Raw genomic sequence first — 16,789 nt, 5'->3', positions numbered from 1 at the left:
TCGCGTTTCTCAGCAGCGCTGCGTTTTCAGCAGCAGAGAAGCGAGATTATGAACCGTCTTTTTCAGTTCGTCAACAACTTTTTAACTGCTTCGTTGCGACGACTGGGGCTCAACTTCCTGCACCGCCGAGGCCGCTACGACCCGCCCGACAGCACCGCTTCCCATCTTCTCCCGCGCCGCGTTTCCGTTAGCGCGAAAGAGGCGTGATTCTAAGCACCTGCCCTCGTCTGCGCAACCCCCTTTGTGAAAATATTTTGAAAAGCCCCCGTGCGCTGCCGCGCACGGGGGCTTGGGGTTCGATGAACTACGTGCCTCCGGCGACCTTGAAGCGGCCGGCAATCTGTCGTTCTATATTATGGCGAGTTTACTTGCCGCCAACCACGGCCTGCAGCCGCTCCACCGGCACCGCGTCGGCCATCGCCGTGTAACCGGCGTCGCTCGGGTGAATGCCGTCGCCGCTGTCGTAGCGGCGCTGCAGCACACTCGGGCGCGCCGGATCGCGCAGTACCGCGTCGAAGTCGACCACGCCATCGAACCCGCCGCCGCTTCGGATCCACCGGTTCACCTCAAGCCGGATCGCCTCGCGCCCGGCCGGCAACGCCGCGGGCGTGAGCGTCGCACCGAAGATCTTCACCCCCTGGCGGTGTGCAGCCTCGATCAACCGGCGATAGCCGTCGATCAACGACGACGCCGTGACCTGCGTATGCGGGTTGTCGCAATCGAGCCCCGCGCGCGGCGGCATCGCAGCAAAGTTGATGTCGTTGATACCGATCAGCACGATCGCCGCCTTTACCCCCGAGCGCGACAGCGCATCGCGCTCGAACCGCGACGCCAGGGACGTGCCGTAGCACGCCGAATCGCTCAGCAGACGATTGCCGCTGATCCCGAGATTCACGACGCCAAGCGAATCCGAACCTGCCGCGGACAGCCGGCGCGCCAGCGCGTCGGGCCAGCGACGGTTGCGGTTCAGGCTCGAGCGCAGCCCGTCGGTGATCGAGTCCCCGATCGCCGCGACGCTCGCCCGCGCGGCCCCGGCCTCGACAGCCAGCTCGGTCACCCACGCATACTGGGTAAAGCGCGCACGGAATGCACCGGCGCCCGGATCGTTCACGTGATCACCCGGCGCCGACACGAAATTGAGCTGGTTCGACACGCGGTGCCACACGGTCATCCGCTGGTTCGCGCCCATCCGCAGACTGATCGCATACGCCTGCCCGGCCATCACGTCGATCGCCACCGCGTCGCTTTCGAGTTCCTGGCCCGGCGCGAGCGTCACCGACGCCTTGCCACCGAAGCGCACGGCAGCACTCGCCCCGTCGGCAAGCGCCGCGCCGTCACCCGCGCGCGCAAGACCGGCGCCCTCGATCACCAGCGGCGCGCGACCGTACGCATTGCTCACGCGAATCCGCGCGGCATGCCCCGATACCGTCGGGTAGACGATCTGACGGACCGTACGTCCGCCCACGTCGGGCGCGCGATAGAGCGGCGGCGGCGCAGCCAGGTCGGGAATCGGCTGCAATGCGGTCGCCCACGCGGCGACCCACCCGGCCGGTGCGGCCGAGGCGGCAAGCGGCGACAGGAACACGGACGCGCCCAGCACGGTCGCGACGAAACTGCTTCGAAATGACATCGGCGAAATCCTTATCGGAAAGCGGGCATTGTGCCGCAGAAGCCGCCCGTCTCACGCGCCGGACCGTCTTCCTGCCCTGGCGATCGCGCCCCGACGCCCCTCGTTTACCCGAATCTCCCCGCAAATCCGCGAGAAATTTATTAACCGACCGGTCGGTTGGTTTATACTTCGCACACATTCAACCGGACGAGATCCTCCGCCATGTACACGCAATCCCTCGACATCCCCGGCAACGTCGCATCGCTCGACGCCGCAGCCGAGTCGCCCGAGCAGGCGCGGTTCGACGCGGTCATGGCCGCGGACGGCAAGATCGAACCGCAGGACTGGATGCCCGACGCCTATCGCAAGACGCTGGTGCGCCAGATTTCGCAGCACGCGCACTCGGAAGTCGTCGGCATGCTGCCGGAAGGCAACTGGATCTCGCGCGCGCCGAGCCTGAAGCGCAAGGCGATCCTGCTCGCGAAGGTCCAGGACGAAGCCGGTCACGGCCTCTATCTATATAGCGCGGCGGAAACGCTCGGCGTCTCGCGCGACTCGCTGATCGACGCGCTGCACGCCGGCAAGGCGAAATACTCGAGCATCTTCAACTACCCGACGCCGACCTGGGCCGACGTCGGCGTGATCGGCTGGCTCGTCGACGGCGCCGCGATCATGAACCAGATCCCGCTGTGCCGCTGCACGTATGGCCCGTACGCGCGCGCGATGATCCGCGTCTGCAAGGAAGAGTCGTTCCACCAGCGTCAGGGCTTCGATGCGCTGCTGTCGATGATGAAGGGCACCGACGCGCAGCGTGCGATGGTCCAGCAGGCGGTGAACCGCTGGTGGTGGCCGGTGCTGATGATGTTCGGCCCGAGCGACGCCGATTCGGTCCACAGCAACCAGTCCGCGAAATGGGGCATCAAGCGGATCACGAACGACGACCTGCGGCAGAAGTTCGTCGACGCGACGGTCGACCAGGCGAAGGTGCTCGGCGTGACGCTGCCCGACCCCGACCTGAAATGGAACGAGGCACGCGGCCACCACGACTACGGCGCGATCGACTGGGACGAATTCTGGCGCGTCGTCAACGGCGACGGCCCGTGCAACAAGGAACGCCTCGCGACCCGCGTGAAAGCGCACGACGACGGCGCATGGGTGCGCGAAGCCGCGCTCGCGCACGAGGCGAAGCGCCGCGCCCGCGCCGAACAGCACGCCGCCTGAGCGGCAACCATCGAATACAGGATTCAGGAGAGAGTGATGAACAAGGAATGGCCGATCTGGGAAGTGTTCGTGCGCAGCAAGCAAGGCCTCGACCACAAGCATTGCGGCAGCCTGCACGCGGCCGACGCGTCGATGGCGCTGCGCATGGCGCGCGACGTCTACACGCGCCGCCAGGAAGGCGTGAGCATCTGGGTGGTGCCGTCGTCGGCGATCACCGCGTCGGATCCGGCCGAGAAGGCCGAGCTGTTCGAACCGGCGGGCGACAAGATCTACCGTCACCCGACGTTCTACACGCTGCCCGACGAAGTCAACCACATGTAACGCCCGCGCCATGACGATCACGCCCGAACACCTCTCCTACGTGCTGCGCCTCGCGGACAACGCGCTGATCCTCGGTCAGCGCAACGCCGAGTGGTGCGGCCACGGCCCGATCCTCGAGGAAGACATCGCGCTCACCAACATGAGCCTCGACCTCATCGGCCAGGCCCGCATGCTGTATACGCGCGCAGCCGAACTCGAGCGCCAGCTGAACGGCGCGACGAAGACGGAAGACGATTACGCGTACTTCCGCACCGAACGCGAGTTCGCGAACTTCACGCTCGCCGAGCTGCCGCACTACGGCCCGATCGCCGGCACCGCGCACGCCGACAAGGACTACGCGGTGACGATCGTGCGCAACTTCCTCTACGCGACGCTGATGCTGCACGTGTGGAGCGCGCTCGAAACGTCGACGGACGCGCAACTGGCCGCGATCGCCGCGAAATCGGTGAAGGAGACCCGCTATCACGTGCAGCACGCACGCGAATGGCTGGTGCGCCTCGGCGACGGCACCGACGAATCGCATCGCCGCGCGCAGGCCGCGCTCGACTACCTGATTCCATACACGCGCGAATGCTTCGCGGCCGACGCGATCGACGAGGCGGTCTGCGCGTCGGGCATCGGCCCGGCCCCGGCCGCGCTCGAAGCCGCATGGCGCGCGGACGTGGACGAAGCGCTCGCGGAAGCGACGCTCACCCTGCCGGCGCCCGTGCAGCACGTGAGCACCGGCAAGCAGGGCGAGCACTCGGAGCACATGGGCTACCTGCTCGCGGAAATGCAGAGCCTCGCGCGCCAGCACCCCGGCGCGACCTGGTAACCCGCCGCCCCCACGGAGCCCGACGATGTCCGTCCAGACCGCCGCCCCCGCCGACCCGACACCCGCCGCGCACAGCAACGATCCATTGCTCGCGCGCGCGTGGGACGTGCTCGAAGCCGTGCCCGATCCCGAGATTCCAGTCGTGTCGATCCGCGAGCTCGGCATCCTGCGCGACGTCCGTCGCGCGGACGACGGCCAGCTCGAAGTCGTGATCACGCCGACCTACTCCGGCTGCCCGGCGATGTCGCAGATCGCCGAGGACATCGCCGCGGCAATGCAGGCCGCCGACCTGCCGCCGCACCGGATCGAGACGGTGCTCGCCCCCGCGTGGACGACCGACTGGATCACGCAGGAAGCGCGCGACAAGCTGCGCGCGTACGGCATCGCGCCGCCCGTCGGCCAGTGCGGCAGCGCCGCGCCGCGGGAAAACGTCGTGCGTTTCGTGCCGCGCCCCGTCGCGGCGCCCGTGTGCCCGCGCTGCGGGTCAGCCAACACCGAGCGCCTCGCGCAATTCGCGTCCACGGCCTGCAAGGCGCTGTATCGCTGCGTCGACTGCCGCGAACCCTTCGACTACTTCAAACCTTACTGAAATGAAACAGCCCCCACGCTCTCTTCATTCGCTGCCCCCCGAGGGGGCCGACGCCCCCGTTGGGGCGGCCCGGCGGGGGTCGTCAACCCCGCAATTTCACGCGCTACGTATCCGCGACGTGCGGCCCGAGACCGCCGACGCCGTTACCGTCTCCTTCGACGTGCCGCCCGAGCTGCGCGACGCGTACCGCTTCACGCAGGGCCAGTTCGTCACGCTGAAGACCCACATCGACGGCGAGGAAACGCGCCGGTCGTACTCGATCTGCGTCGGCACGACCGACTACGACCGCGACGGCGAACTGCGCATCGGCATCAAGCGCGTGCGCGGCGGCCGTTTCTCGAATTTCGCGTTCGACACGCTGCAGCCGGGTCATACCATCGACGTGATGACACCGGACGGCCGCTTCTTCACGCATCTGAACGCGGACCACGGCAAGCAGTACGTCGCGTTCTCCGGCGGGTCGGGCATCACGCCGGTGCTCGCGATCGTGAAGACGACGCTCGAACTCGAACCGCGCAGCACGTTCACGCTGATCTACGGCAACCGCAGCGTCGACGCGATCATGTTCGCGGAGGAACTCGAGGACCTGAAGAACCGCTACATGAGCCGCTTCGTCCTGTATCACGTGCTGTCGGACGACCTGCAGGACGTCGAGCTGTTCAACGGTGTGCTCGACCAGGCGAAATGCGCGGAATTCCTCGCGACGCTGACGCCGGCCGACGCAATCGACGAAGCGTTCATCTGCGGCCCGGCGCCGATGATGGACGCGGCCGAAGCCGCGCTGAAGGCAGCCGGCGTGCCGCAGGCGAAAGTGCACGTCGAACGCTTCGGCACGCCGCTGCCGCAGGCGGGCGCGCCCGTCGTCGAGATCACCGACCAGACGCCGGCTGCCGACCTCGAAATCGTGCTCGACGGCAAGAAACGCAAGCTGCGCCTGCCGTACGAAGGCGTGAGCCTGCTCGACGTCGGCCTGCGCGCGGGCCTCGCGCTGCCGTACGCGTGCAAGGGCGGCGTGTGCTGCACGTGCCGGGCGAAGGTGGTCGAAGGCGAGGTCCGGATGGAGAAGAACTACACGCTCGAGGAACACGAAGTGAAGGACGGCTTCGTGCTCACGTGCCAATGCCACCCGATCAGCGACAAGGTCGTCGTGAGCTTCGACGAGCGTTGAGCGGCGTCGCGCCGGCGCGCCGCGCCGGTTTCTCGTCGTCACACATCTCGCTTACACTAGGGGCCGCCGGCCGGCTGGACGTCTTCACGTCCGCCCGGCCGGCGGTTTTCTTTTGTTGACGACAGACCGATGAGTACCATTCACGTGATTCAGGGCGGCACCGCCGCCGCGTCGCTGCGCGAGGCCCTCGCGCAAGCCGGACGCGACGAGCGCGTCGTCGGATTGCTCGACGATCTCGCGGTCGGTCCGCTGAAGGGCGCCGACGAGACGCCCGACACGCGCGCCGCCTTCTGGCAGCGCGTGCTCGGCGACGCGATTCCCGACTGGAACGCGGAAATCGAAGGCGAATTCGACCGCCTCGACCAGCTCGCGACCGAGACGGGCCAGGTGGTCGTGTGGCACGCGCCGAGCGTCGGCGACAAGCTGCTGCTGCGCCGCGTCGCCTATCACCTGCGCAACGTGCCGCAGCGCTTGAACGAGGTGCGGCTGTCGGCCGCGGACCTCGACGCGCCGCAGCGCGCGGCGCTGACCCGCACCGACCAGGCCTGTTCGACCGGGATGTTCTCGCCGGCGGCGCTTGCGCGCAAACGGCCGGTGGCCGCACCGATCTCGGTGCTGCGCATCGGCCGCCTCGCACTCGAATGGCAGGAGGCGAAGCACCTGAATGCCGAGTTGCGCTACTGGGTCAGCAATACCATCAAGAGCGGCCAATACGCGGATCTCGACGCGCTGATCGTCGCGCACGCGGAAACCGGCTGGCTGCCCGCGCGACGCGTCGTCGGCGGCATCATGGCCGGCGCCGACCGCGGCGGGCTGTTCGTCAGCGACTCGATCGCCTGGTGGCGCTGCCGCGAACTCGCGGCAGCCGGCCGGCTCGAGCTGCAGGACGACGCGCCGGCCGCCCTTTCTTCCACGCAGGTGCGCGCGCCCGCCGCGCCTCGCTAACGCTACTCTTTCGCATTCGACCATGGCCCGTACCCGAGCGCCCGACCACGAATCCCAGCGCGAGCAGATCCTCGATCTCGCCGCCGAGAAATTCGCGCAGACGAGCTACCCGAGCACGTCGATGTCCGATCTCGCGACCGCGAGCGGCACGTCGAAGGCACGTCTCTATCACTATTACGAGAGCAAGGAAGCGATCCTGTTCGACCTGCTCGACCGTTACACGAAGCGGTTGATGCTGATCATCGCCGAGGTCGAAGGTGCGAGCCAGCGGCGCGGCCTCAGCGAACGAGACGCGTTCGCCGAGCTGGTGCGCGCGTTCCTCGCCGAGTACGAGACGTCGCACAGCCGCCATGTCGCGCTGCTCAACGACGTGAAGTATCTCGAGGACGCCCAGCGCGAAATCGTGCTCGACCGCCAGCGCGACATCGTCGCGGCATTCGCGCGCCAGCTCGCGCGCGCCTATCCGGACCGGATCTCGAAGGAAAACCAGACGTCGGTCACGATGATGGTGTTCGGGATGATCAACTGGACGTTCACATGGCTCAAGCCGGGGGGCCGCCTCGGCTACCGCGACTTCGCCGAGCAGGTGATCGACCTGATGGAGCACGGGCTGTCGTCCGACGCGTGATTGCCGCGCAGCAGCATGCGTTGCGCGGCGGGTACACTGCGACAGGCCGCCGCGCATTTCATGTGATGAATTTTAAATCATTTATAAATCAAATAGATAGCAAATGAACTAAGCGGATTTAGAATTCGCCCTCGGCACAAATAACGTCAAATACGGGTTTTCCCCAACCCGCTCGGGTAAAATGCTGTTGCATTGCACAAGCTGCTTGTGCGGCTACAGACTGAGGAACCCACGATGAACACGCAACTCGACCGCCGTGCCGATGCTGTCGGCCACGCCGGTACTGCGCCGGTTCTCGTCAGGGAACTGGCTTCCAAAGACCGTGAGCGAATGCTCACCCACTTTCTCTCGCTCAACGAAGAGGACCGCCTGCTGCGCTTCGGCCAGATGGTGCCCGATCACGTGATCGAGAACTATGTCCGTACGATCGACTTCGGTCGCGACACGGTGTTCGGCGTGTTCGACCATGGGCTCGAACTGATCGGCGTCGGCCACCTGGCGTACCTGCCCGCGGAAGGCGACAAGCGCACGGCCGAATTCGGCGTGTCGGTGCTCGAAAGCGCCCGCGGCCGCGGCGTCGGCTCGAAGCTGTTCGAGCGCGCGGCGATCCGCAGCCGCAACACCCGCGTGACGATGCTGTACATGCATTGCCTGTCGCGCAATGCGACGATGATGCACATCGCGAAGAAATCCGGGATGCGAATCGAGTACGCGTACGGCGAAGCCGATGCGTACCTGTCGCTGCCGCCGGCCGACCACGCGACGATCCTCGCCGAGATGCTGCAGGAACAGGCCGCGGTGTTCGACTACGCGCTCAAGCGCCAGGCGCACCGCACGTCGAAGTTCATCGAATCGCTGATGCCCGCCGCGCTGACGGCATAACATCGGCCGACCGGGCTGCCCTGCGGGGCGCCCGGCCTTCCCTTCCTTCTCGCCTTCCCCCGCCGCGCACTAGCGCACCGAGCGGATCGGCAACGCCGTCGTCTCCTTGAAGCACTCGAGCGAGAAGCTCGTCTTCACGTCGATCACCGACGGATGGTGCAGCAAGTGCTCCTGCACGAAGCGGGAGAAGTGCGCCATGTCCTCGACCTGCACGCGAAGCAGGTAATCCATGTCGCCCGTCATCGCATGACACGCGACCACTTCCGGCCAGGTCTGCACGGCCGCGCGAAACAGTTCCGCGTGGGTCGCGCCCGCGCGCGCCGACGTCTCGTCGGCACGGACCGGCGCCAGACCACCACGCTTCTCGAGCCGCACGCTCACGTATGCCAGCAGGTCGAGCCCGAGCTTCTGCGGATCGAGCAGCGCGACGTAGCCGGTGATCACGCCGATCTCCTCGAGCCGCCGGATCCGCCGCAGGCACGGGCTCGGCGACAGGTTCACGCGCTCGGCGATCTCCTGGTTCGACAGGCGGCCGTTCTCCTGAAGAATCGCCAGAATCCGCCGGTCGATGGCATCCAATTCGGCTTGCGCCATTTTCTGCCCTCCGTTGATTATTTCCAGACTGGAAATTGCGCCATCGTAGGCACGGACGATTAAGTTCGCAAGTTTTCGCTCGCGCCCGCCCGCTACACTTTGTCGCACGTACCGATTCGTTGCGCACGCCGACACGTGCGCCGCGTTCGACATCGAACCGGGCCGCACACGCGCACGTCGCGCCGGCCGATCGCCCCGCACAGGAGACACGACATGCAGATCCCCAACTGGGACAACCCCGTCGGCACCGACGGCTTCGAATTCATCGAATACACCGCGCCGGATCCGAAAGCGCTCGGACAACTGTTCGAGCGGATGGGTTTCACCGCGATCGCCCGCCATCGTCACAAGGACGTGACGGTCTACCGCCAGGGCGACATCAACTTCATCATCAACGCCGAGCCCGATTCGTTCGCGCAGCGCTTTGCGCGCCTGCACGGCCCGTCGATCTGCGCGATCGCGTTTCGCGTGCAGGACGCCGCGAAGGCTTACCAGCACGCGCTCGAACTCGGCGCATGGGGCTTCGACAACAAGACGGGCCCGATGGAGCTGAACATCCCGGCGATCAAGGGCATCGGCGATTCGCTGATCTATTTCGTCGACCGCTGGCGCGGCAAGAACGGCGCGCAACCGGGCGCAATCGGCGACATCAGCATCTATGACGTCGACTTCGAACCGATCGCCGGCGCGAACCCGAACCCGGTCGGCCACGGCCTCACCTACATCGACCACCTGACGCACAACGTGCATCGCGGCCGCATGCAGGAATGGGCGGAATTCTACGAGCGGCTGTTCAACTTCCGCGAAGTGCGCTATTTCGACATCGAAGGCAAGGTGACGGGCGTGAAGTCGAAGGCGATGACGTCGCCGTGCGGCAAGATCCGGATTCCGATCAACGAGGAAGGCTCGGACACGGCCGGCCAGATCCAGGAATACCTCGACGCCTATCACGGCGAAGGCATCCAGCACATCGCGCTCGGCACGAACGACATCTACGGCGCGGTCGACGGCCTGCGCGGCAAGGAAGTGAAGCTGCTCGACACGATCGACACGTATTACGAGCTGGTCGACCGCCGCGTGCCGAACCACGGCGAATCGCTGGACGAGCTGAAGAAGCGCAAGATCCTGATCGACGGCGCCCGCGACGACCTGCTGCTGCAGATCTTCACCGAGAACCAGATCGGCCCGATCTTCTTCGAGATCATCCAGCGCAAGGGCAACCAGGGCTTCGGCGAAGGCAACTTCAAGGCGCTATTCGAATCGATCGAGCTCGACCAGATCCGCCGCGGCGTGGTCCAGGACAAGGCCTGACGCAGAAGGCCGCGCGGCGCCTGGCTGGCCCGGGCGTCCGCGCGAACATCGGCGGCACAATGAAAAAGGGCGGGAATCCTGCGATTCCCGCCCTTTCGTCGTTCCGGCGCGGCCCGGCGGCCGCGCGAACGGATCAACGCACGTTCGCCTTCGACACGACCGCACGCGCGGCCGCCGGCTGTGCGTCGGCATCCTGCGCCGGCGCGATCTGACGCATCTGCGCGCCGGCTGCCGCCAGTGCGCTCGCGCCGCGCGCGTGCACCGGGCCGGTCATCGCGAAGAACGCGGCGGACACGATCAGGAAACTCTGGATATGACGTGTGTTCATTGCACCTCCTGTAAAACTGCCGGCGCCTCCCCGGTTGCGTCGAAACGAGCCGACGCGACCGGGCACCTCCGGCAGGCCGACAAGATTAACGGCATTTGTACGATGATGGGCGCGGCTTTACATGCCTTTACATGATGTAACGCATCGTCGCGCCATTTCGTCGGCGTGCCGCGGCACGCCGGCCGGTGGTCGGCGGGTTTATACCAGTGCTACCATCAGCTAAAACCGGCCAATATGCCGGCCACTGCCGACACGTTCACAAGACGTCGACGCAATCGAAGCTTTGGTGATCCCAAACTGGGTGGAGGAGACTGTTAATGAATGCCCCGCTAGACGCAGGCCAACGCGCATCGCTCGAAGCTGCGCTGAAGTCCGTCACGCTTGACGACAAATACACGCTCGAACGCGGCCGCGCGTACATGAGCGGCATCCAGGCGCTCGTGCGCCTGCCGATGCTGCAGCAGGAACGCGACCGCGCCGCCGGCCTCAATACGGCCGGCTTCATTTCCGGCTACCGCGGCTCGCCGCTCGGCGGCCTCGATCTGTCGCTCTGGAAGGCCAAGCAGCACCTGGCGGCCCACCAGATCGTCTTTCAGCCCGGCCTCAACGAAGATCTCGCCGCCACCGCCGTGTGGGGCTCGCAGCAGGTCAACCTGTACCCCGGCGCGAAGCACGACGGCGTGTTCGGCATGTGGTACGGCAAGGGCCCGGGTGTCGACCGCACCGGCGACGTCTTCAAGCACGCGAACTCGGCCGGCTCGTCGAAGCACGGCGGCGTGCTCGTGCTCGCCGGCGACGACCACGCGGCGAAATCGTCGACGCTCGCGCACCAGTCCGAACACATCTTCAAGGCCTGCGGGCTGCCGGTGCTGTTCCCGTCCAACGTGCAGGAATATCTCGACTTCGGCCTGCACGGCTGGGCGATGAGCCGCTACTCGGGCCTGTGGGTCGCGCTGAAGTGCGTGACGGACGTGGTCGAATCGTCGGCGTCGGTCGACATCGACCCGCATCGCACCGAGATCGTGCTGCCGACCGACTTCATCCTGCCGGAAGGCGGCCTGAACATCCGCTGGCCGGACCCGCCGCTCGTGCAGGAAGCACGGCTGCTCGACTACAAGTGGTACGCGGCGCTCGCCTATGTGCGCGCGAACAAGCTCGACCGGATCGAGATCGACTCGCCGAATGCGCGCTTCGGGATCATGACGGGCGGCAAGGCGTACCTCGACGTGCGCCAGGCGCTGACCGACCTCGGCCTCGACGACGAAACCTGTGCGCGGATCGGCATCCGCCTGTACAAGGTCGGCTGCGTGTGGCCGCTCGAAGCGCAGGGCGCGCAGGCGTTCGCGCGCGGCCTCGACGAAATCCTCGTCGTCGAGGAAAAGCGCCAGATCCTCGAATACGCGATCAAGGAAGAGCTGTACAACTGGCCCGATGCGCAGCGCCCGCGCGTGTTCGGCAAGTTCGACGAGAAGGACGGCGCCGGCGGCGAATGGTCGGTGCCGATGGGCAACTGGCTGCTGCCCGCGCACTACGAACTGTCGCCCGCGATCATCGCGAAGGCGATCGCGACGCGCCTCGAGAAGTTCGAGCTGCCGTCCGACGTGCGCGCGCGCATCGCCGCGCGGCTCGCGGTGATCAACGCGAAGGAAATGGCGCTCGCGAAGCCGCACGTGCAGACCGAGCGCAAGCCGTGGTTCTGCTCGGGCTGCCCGCACAACACGTCGACCAACGTGCCGGAGGGCTCGCGCGCGATCGCCGGGATCGGCTGCCACTACATGACGGTGTGGATGGACCGCAGCACGAGCACCTTCAGCCAGATGGGCGGCGAAGGCGTGCCGTGGATCGGCCAGGCGCCGTTCACCGACGAGAAGCACGTGTTCGCGAACCTCGGCGACGGCACCTATTTCCACTCGGGTCTGCTGGCGGTGCGCGCCGCAATCTCGTCGAAGGCGAACATCACCTACAAGATCCTCTACAACGATGCCGTGGCGATGACGGGCGGCCAGCCGGTCGACGGCGTGCTGACGGTGCCGCAGATCACGCACCAGCTCGCGTCCGAAGGCGCGAAGAAGATCGTGATCGTCACCGACGAGCCGGAGAAGTACGACAGCCAGAAGGCCCTGCTCGCACCGGGCGTGACGATTCATCACCGCGACCAGCTCGACGACGTGCAGCGCGAGCTGCGCGAGATCGAAGGCACGACGATCCTGATCTACGACCAGACCTGCGCGACCGAGAAGCGCCGCCGCCGCAAGCGCGGCACGTATCCGGATCCGGCGAAGCGCGTCGTGATCAACGACGCGGTGTGCGAAGGCTGCGGCGACTGCTCGGTGAAGTCGAATTGCCTGTCGGTCGAGCCGCTCGAAACGGAATTCGGCACGAAGCGCCAGATCAACCAGTCGAGCTGCAACAAGGACTTCTCGTGCGTGAAGGGCTTCTGCCCGAGCTTCGTCACGGTCGAAGGCGGCCAGCTGAAGAAGCCGAAGGCCGTGTCGGTCGACGGCGGCGCGCTGCCGCCGATTCCGGAGCCGACGCTGCCGGCGATCGACCGTGCGTACGGCGTGCTCGTCACGGGCGTCGGCGGCACGGGCGTGGTCACGATCGGCGCGCTGCTCGGGATGGCCGCGCACCTGGAGAACAAGGGCGTGACCGTGCTCGACGTGACCGGCCTCGCGCAGAAGGGCGGCGCCGTGATGAGCCACGTGCAGATCTCGCACGCGCCGACCGACATCCACGCGACGCGGATCGCGATGGGCGAAGCCGACCTCGTGATCGGCTGCGACGCGATCGTCACGGCCGGCGACGAATGCACGTCGCGGATGCGGCACGACGCGACGCGCGTGGTCGTCAATAGCGCGCAGACGCCGACCGCCGAGTTCATCAAGAACCCGAACTGGGCGTTCCCTGGCCTGTCCGCGGAGAACGACATCCGCGCGGCAGCCGGTGAAGCCGTCGACTTCATCGACGCGAACCGCTTCGCGGTCGCGCTGCTCGGCGACGCGATCTATACGAACCCGTTCGTGCTCGGCTACGCGTGGCAGAAGGGCTGGCTGCCGCTCACGCTCGCGTCGCTCGAACGCGCGATCGAGCTGAACGCGGTGTCGGTCGAGAAGAACCGCGCGGCGTTCGACTGGGGCCGCCGCGCCGCGCACGACCTCGCGAGCGTGAAGCAGGCCGCGGCCGGCGATGCACGCCACGCGCAGGGCGCCACGGTGATCGCGCTGCACACGAAGAAGGCGGTCGACGCACTGATCGCGAAGCGCGTGGAGTTCCTCACCGCGTACCAGGATGCCGCGTACGCATCGCGCTATGCGGCCTTCGTCGACACGGTGCGGGCGGCCGAACGCGCGCTGGCGGACGGCGACGCCGTGCAGGAGCCGTTGACCGAAGCGGTCGCGCGCAACCTGTTCAAGCTGATGGCGTACAAGGACGAGTACGAGGTCGCGCGGCTGCAGTCCGATCCCGCGTTCCTCGCGCGCCTGTCGTCGCAGTTCGAAGGCGACTGGAAACTGAAGTTCCACCTCGCGCCGCCGCTGTTCGCGAAAACGGACGCACACGGCCATCTCGTGAAGAAGGCGTACGGCCCGTGGATGCTGTCGGCGTTCCGGCTGCTCGCGAAGGCGAAGTTCCTGCGCGGCACGGGGCTCGACCCGTTCGGCCGCACCGCGGAGCGCCGCACCGAGCGCGCGCTGATCAGCGAGTACGAAGCGCTGATCGGCGAAGTGCTGGGCAAGCTGAACGCGGCCAACCGCCCGCTCGCGCTCGAGCTCGCGGCGCTGCCGGACGGCATTCGCGGCTACGGCCACGTGAAGGAGAACAACCTGCGCGCGGTACGCCAGAAGTGGGACACGCTGCTCGCGAAGTGGCGTTCGCCGACGGGCGGCCAGTCGCATCAGCAGGTCGCGTGACGGCGCGCGGCGGGTGTTCCCCGTCGGGACGCCCGCCGCCGCGTAGCCCCGCCCACGGCAGTGCATAAAAAAACGCCACGGAACGCAGGTTCCGTGGCGTTTTTCATTGCGCCGCGCATGACGCGCGGCACACGCGGGCGCGAACTTACTTCGTGTTCGCGTTCGCGGCGGCCACTGCCGTCATGTTGATGATCCGGCGCACGGTCGCGGCCGGCGTCAGGATGTGGACCGGCTTCGCGGCGCCGAGCAGGAACGGGCCGACCGTCACGCCTTCGCCGCCGACCATCTTCAGCAGGTTGTACGCGATGTTCGCCGCTTCGACGTTCGGCATGATCAGCAGGTTCGCTTCGCCCGACAGCGTCGTGCCCGGGAACGCTGCCTTGCGGACTGCTTCCGACAGCGCCGCGTCACCGTGCATTTCGCCGTCGACTTCGAGGTTCGGCGCACGCTCGCTGATCAGCTTGCGGGCCTCGGCCATGCGGCGCGACGACGCCGACGGCGCGCTGCCGAAGTTCGAGTTCGACAGCAGCGCGGCCTTCGGCGCGATGCCGAAACGCTCGATCTCGGCGGCCGCCTGGATCGTCATGTCGGCGAGCTGTTCTGCGCTCGGCACTTCGTTCACGTACGTGTCGCACAGGAACAGGTTGCGGCCCGGCAGCATCAGCAGGTTCATCGCCGCGTAGTGCTCGGCGCCCTGCGCACGGCCCAGCACCTGCTCGATGAACTTGAGGTGCGTGTGGTACGTGTCGATCATCCCGCAGATCATGCCGTCCGCGTCGCCCAGGTGCACGAGCATCGCGCCGATCAGCGTGTTGAACTTGCGCAGCGCGGCCTTCGCGACTTCCGGCGTGACGCCGTCACGCGCGCCGATCTCGTGGTATGCCTGCCAGTAGCGGTGGTAGCGCGTATCGTCTTCCGGATTCACGATCTCGAAATCGACGCCGGCCTTCAGCTTCGAGCCGATCTTCGCGAGGCGCATCTCGACGACCGACGGACGGCCGACGATGATCGGCTTCGCGATCTTTTCCTGCAGCACGAACTGCGCGGCGCGCAGCACGCGCTCGTCCTCGCCCTCGGCGAACACGATGCGCGCCTGCTTCGTCTTCGCGGTCGCGAACACCGGGCGCATCACCATGCCGGTGCGGTAGACGGTCGCGCCGAGTTGCTCGCGGTATGCGTCCATGTCCTGGATCGGACGCGTGGCGACGCCCGAATCCATCGCGGCTTGCGCGACGGCCGGCGCGATCTTGATGATCAGGCGCGGATCGAACGGCTTCGGAATCAGGTAGTCCGGCCCGAACTCGAGCGAGTGGCCTTCATACGCCTTCGCGACTTCCTCGCTCTGGTCGGTTTCCTGCGCCAGCTCGGCGATCGCGCGCACGCACGCGAGCTTCATTTCTTCCGTGATCGTCGTCGCGCCGACGTCGAGCGCGCCGCGGAAGATGAACGGGAAGCACAGCACGTTGTTGACCTGGTTCGGGTAGTCCGAACGGCCGGTCGCGACGATCGCGTCCGGGCGCACGGCCTTCGCGTCTTCCGGGCGGATTTCCGGTTCCGGGTTCGCGAGCGCCAGGATCAGCGGGCGCTCGCCCATCGTCTTGACCATGTCCTGCTTCAGCACGCCCGCGCTCGAGCAGCCGAGGAACACGTCCGCGCCGACGATCGCGTCGGCGAGCGTGCGCGCGTCGGTGGTCGCCGCATAGCGCTGCTTCGACGGGTCGAGGTTGCCGCGCCCTTCGTAGATCACGCCCTTCGAATCGGCGACGAGGATGTTCGACTTCGTGAGACCCAGGTTCACCAGCAGGTCCAGACAAGCGATCGCTGCCGCGCCCGCGCCGGAACACACGAGCTTCACTTCGGACAGCTTCTTGCCGACGACCTTCAGGCCGTTCAGGATCGCGGCCGACGCGATGATCGCGGTGCCGTGCTGGTCGTCGTGGAAGACGGGGATCTTCATGCGCTCGCGCAGCTTCTGCTCGATGTAGAAGCATTCCGGCGCCTTGATGTCCTCGAGGTTGATGCCGCCGAGGGTCGGCTCGAGCATCGCGATCGCCTCGACGAGCTTGTCGGGGTCGGACTCGGACAGTTCGATGTCGAACACGTCGATGCCCGCGAACTTCTTGAACAGGCAGCCCTTGCCTTCCATCACCGGCTTCGCGGCCAGCGGGCCGATGTTGCCGAGGCCCAGCACGGCCGTGCCGTTCGTGATGACGCCGACGAGGTTGCCGCGCGACGTGTACTTCTGCGCGTCGAGCGGATCGGCGTGGATCGCCTCGCACGCCGCGGCGACGCCCGGCGAATACGCGAGCGACAGATCGAGCTGGTTCGACAGCGGCTTGGTCGGGGTGACCGAAATCTTGCCGGGTTTCGGGTTAAGGTGATAAGCGAGAGCGGCCTGCTTCAGTTGTTCGTCCATGATTGACCTGCGAGAGACATGCGAAATTTTTGACGGTTCAGTACACAGCACCTTG

At 66.7% G+C, this 16,789-nt stretch carries 15 protein-coding genes; 11 read left to right on the top strand and 4 right to left on the bottom strand.

The annotated features are described in order from the left end of the window. Positions 1–207 (top strand): hypothetical protein (locus U5A56_RS19690; protein ID WP_321924075.1); only part of this gene is annotated, 207 nt, incomplete at its 5' end. A 157-nt stretch (positions 208–364) separates the two neighbouring features. Here U5A56_RS19690 and U5A56_RS19685 read toward each other — a convergent pair. Next, on the bottom strand, positions 365–1,630 hold the full coding sequence (locus U5A56_RS19685; RefSeq protein WP_321924073.1) for an SGNH/GDSL hydrolase family protein: 1,266 nt from the start codon (positions 1,628–1,630) through the stop codon (positions 365–367). A 201-nt stretch (positions 1,631–1,831) separates the two neighbouring features. Here U5A56_RS19685 and paaA point away from each other — a divergent pair, with 201 nt between their 5' ends. The 8 genes from paaA (at position 1,832) to U5A56_RS19645 (ending at position 8,177) form a co-directional block, all read left to right on the top strand. Beyond that, a complete protein-coding gene (gene paaA, locus U5A56_RS19680) occupies positions 1,832–2,830 on the top strand; it encodes a 1,2-phenylacetyl-CoA epoxidase subunit PaaA (RefSeq protein ID WP_044846317.1) in 999 nt (332 codons plus the stop codon). A gap of 36 nt (positions 2,831–2,866) precedes the next feature. Then, positions 2,867–3,151: a 1,2-phenylacetyl-CoA epoxidase subunit PaaB gene (paaB, locus tag U5A56_RS19675; RefSeq protein ID WP_006752453.1), complete on the top strand. Its 285-nt coding sequence runs from the start codon at positions 2,867–2,869 to the stop codon at positions 3,149–3,151. A gap of 10 nt (positions 3,152–3,161) precedes the next feature. Beyond that, positions 3,162–3,965, top strand: a complete 804-nt coding sequence (paaC, locus tag U5A56_RS19670) for a 1,2-phenylacetyl-CoA epoxidase subunit PaaC (protein ID WP_321924071.1) — start codon at positions 3,162–3,164, stop codon at positions 3,963–3,965. Positions 3,966–3,990: 25 nt separating this feature from the next. Continuing rightward, on the top strand, positions 3,991–4,554 hold the full coding sequence (gene paaD / locus U5A56_RS19665; RefSeq protein WP_321924069.1) for a 1,2-phenylacetyl-CoA epoxidase subunit PaaD: 564 nt from the start codon (positions 3,991–3,993) through the stop codon (positions 4,552–4,554). A gap of 31 nt (positions 4,555–4,585) precedes the next feature. Next, positions 4,586–5,722 carry a 1,2-phenylacetyl-CoA epoxidase subunit PaaE gene (gene paaE / locus U5A56_RS19660; RefSeq protein WP_321821693.1) on the top strand — a complete coding sequence of 379 codons (1,137 nt, stop codon included), beginning with the start codon at positions 4,586–4,588 and terminating at the stop codon, positions 5,720–5,722. Between the two features lie 129 nt (positions 5,723–5,851). Further along, on the top strand, positions 5,852–6,667 hold the full coding sequence (locus tag U5A56_RS19655) for a DUF1835 domain-containing protein (protein ID WP_321924067.1): 816 nt from the start codon (positions 5,852–5,854) through the stop codon (positions 6,665–6,667). A 22-nt stretch (positions 6,668–6,689) separates the two neighbouring features. Continuing rightward, entirely contained in the window at positions 6,690–7,295 is a 606-nt protein-coding gene (locus U5A56_RS19650) for a TetR/AcrR family transcriptional regulator (protein ID WP_321924065.1), read from the top strand. A 234-nt stretch (positions 7,296–7,529) separates the two neighbouring features. Beyond that, positions 7,530–8,177, top strand: a complete 648-nt coding sequence (locus tag U5A56_RS19645; RefSeq protein WP_044846322.1) for a GNAT family N-acetyltransferase — start codon at positions 7,530–7,532, stop codon at positions 8,175–8,177. Positions 8,178–8,246: 69 nt separating this feature from the next. Here the strand turns inward: U5A56_RS19645 and U5A56_RS19640 are convergent, their stop codons facing one another. After that, a complete protein-coding gene (locus U5A56_RS19640; RefSeq protein ID WP_011655746.1) occupies positions 8,247–8,771 on the bottom strand; it encodes an Lrp/AsnC family transcriptional regulator in 525 nt (174 codons plus the stop codon). A 213-nt stretch (positions 8,772–8,984) separates the two neighbouring features. On the opposite strand from U5A56_RS19640, the gene hppD reads away from it, so the two are divergent. Then, complete coding sequence (gene hppD, locus U5A56_RS19635; RefSeq protein ID WP_124571406.1) at positions 8,985–10,082, top strand: 4-hydroxyphenylpyruvate dioxygenase; 1,098 nt, start codon at positions 8,985–8,987, stop codon at positions 10,080–10,082. A gap of 133 nt (positions 10,083–10,215) precedes the next feature. Here the strand turns inward: hppD and U5A56_RS19630 are convergent, their stop codons facing one another. Then, on the bottom strand, positions 10,216–10,410 hold the full coding sequence (locus U5A56_RS19630; RefSeq protein WP_044846325.1) for a hypothetical protein: 195 nt from the start codon (positions 10,408–10,410) through the stop codon (positions 10,216–10,218). A gap of 317 nt (positions 10,411–10,727) precedes the next feature. Between U5A56_RS19630 and U5A56_RS19625 the strand changes: the two genes are divergently transcribed. Beyond that, positions 10,728–14,318, top strand: a complete 3,591-nt coding sequence (locus tag U5A56_RS19625) for an indolepyruvate ferredoxin oxidoreductase family protein (protein WP_321924062.1) — start codon at positions 10,728–10,730, stop codon at positions 14,316–14,318. 145 nt (positions 14,319–14,463) lie between these two features. On the opposite strand, the gene U5A56_RS19620 is transcribed toward U5A56_RS19625, so the two are convergent. Further along, positions 14,464–16,734, bottom strand: coding sequence for an NADP-dependent malic enzyme (locus tag U5A56_RS19620; RefSeq protein ID WP_044846327.1), 2,271 nt, complete (start codon positions 16,732–16,734; stop codon positions 14,464–14,466). Positions 16,735–16,789: the final 55 nt, after the last annotated feature.

The sequence above is a fragment of the Burkholderia sp. BCC1998 genome (assembly GCF_905339875.1).
Classification (GTDB): domain Bacteria; phylum Pseudomonadota; class Gammaproteobacteria; order Burkholderiales; family Burkholderiaceae; genus Burkholderia.
Note: the sequence above shows the minus strand (reverse complement) of the source record. Positions and strands in the feature narration are given on the sequence as shown.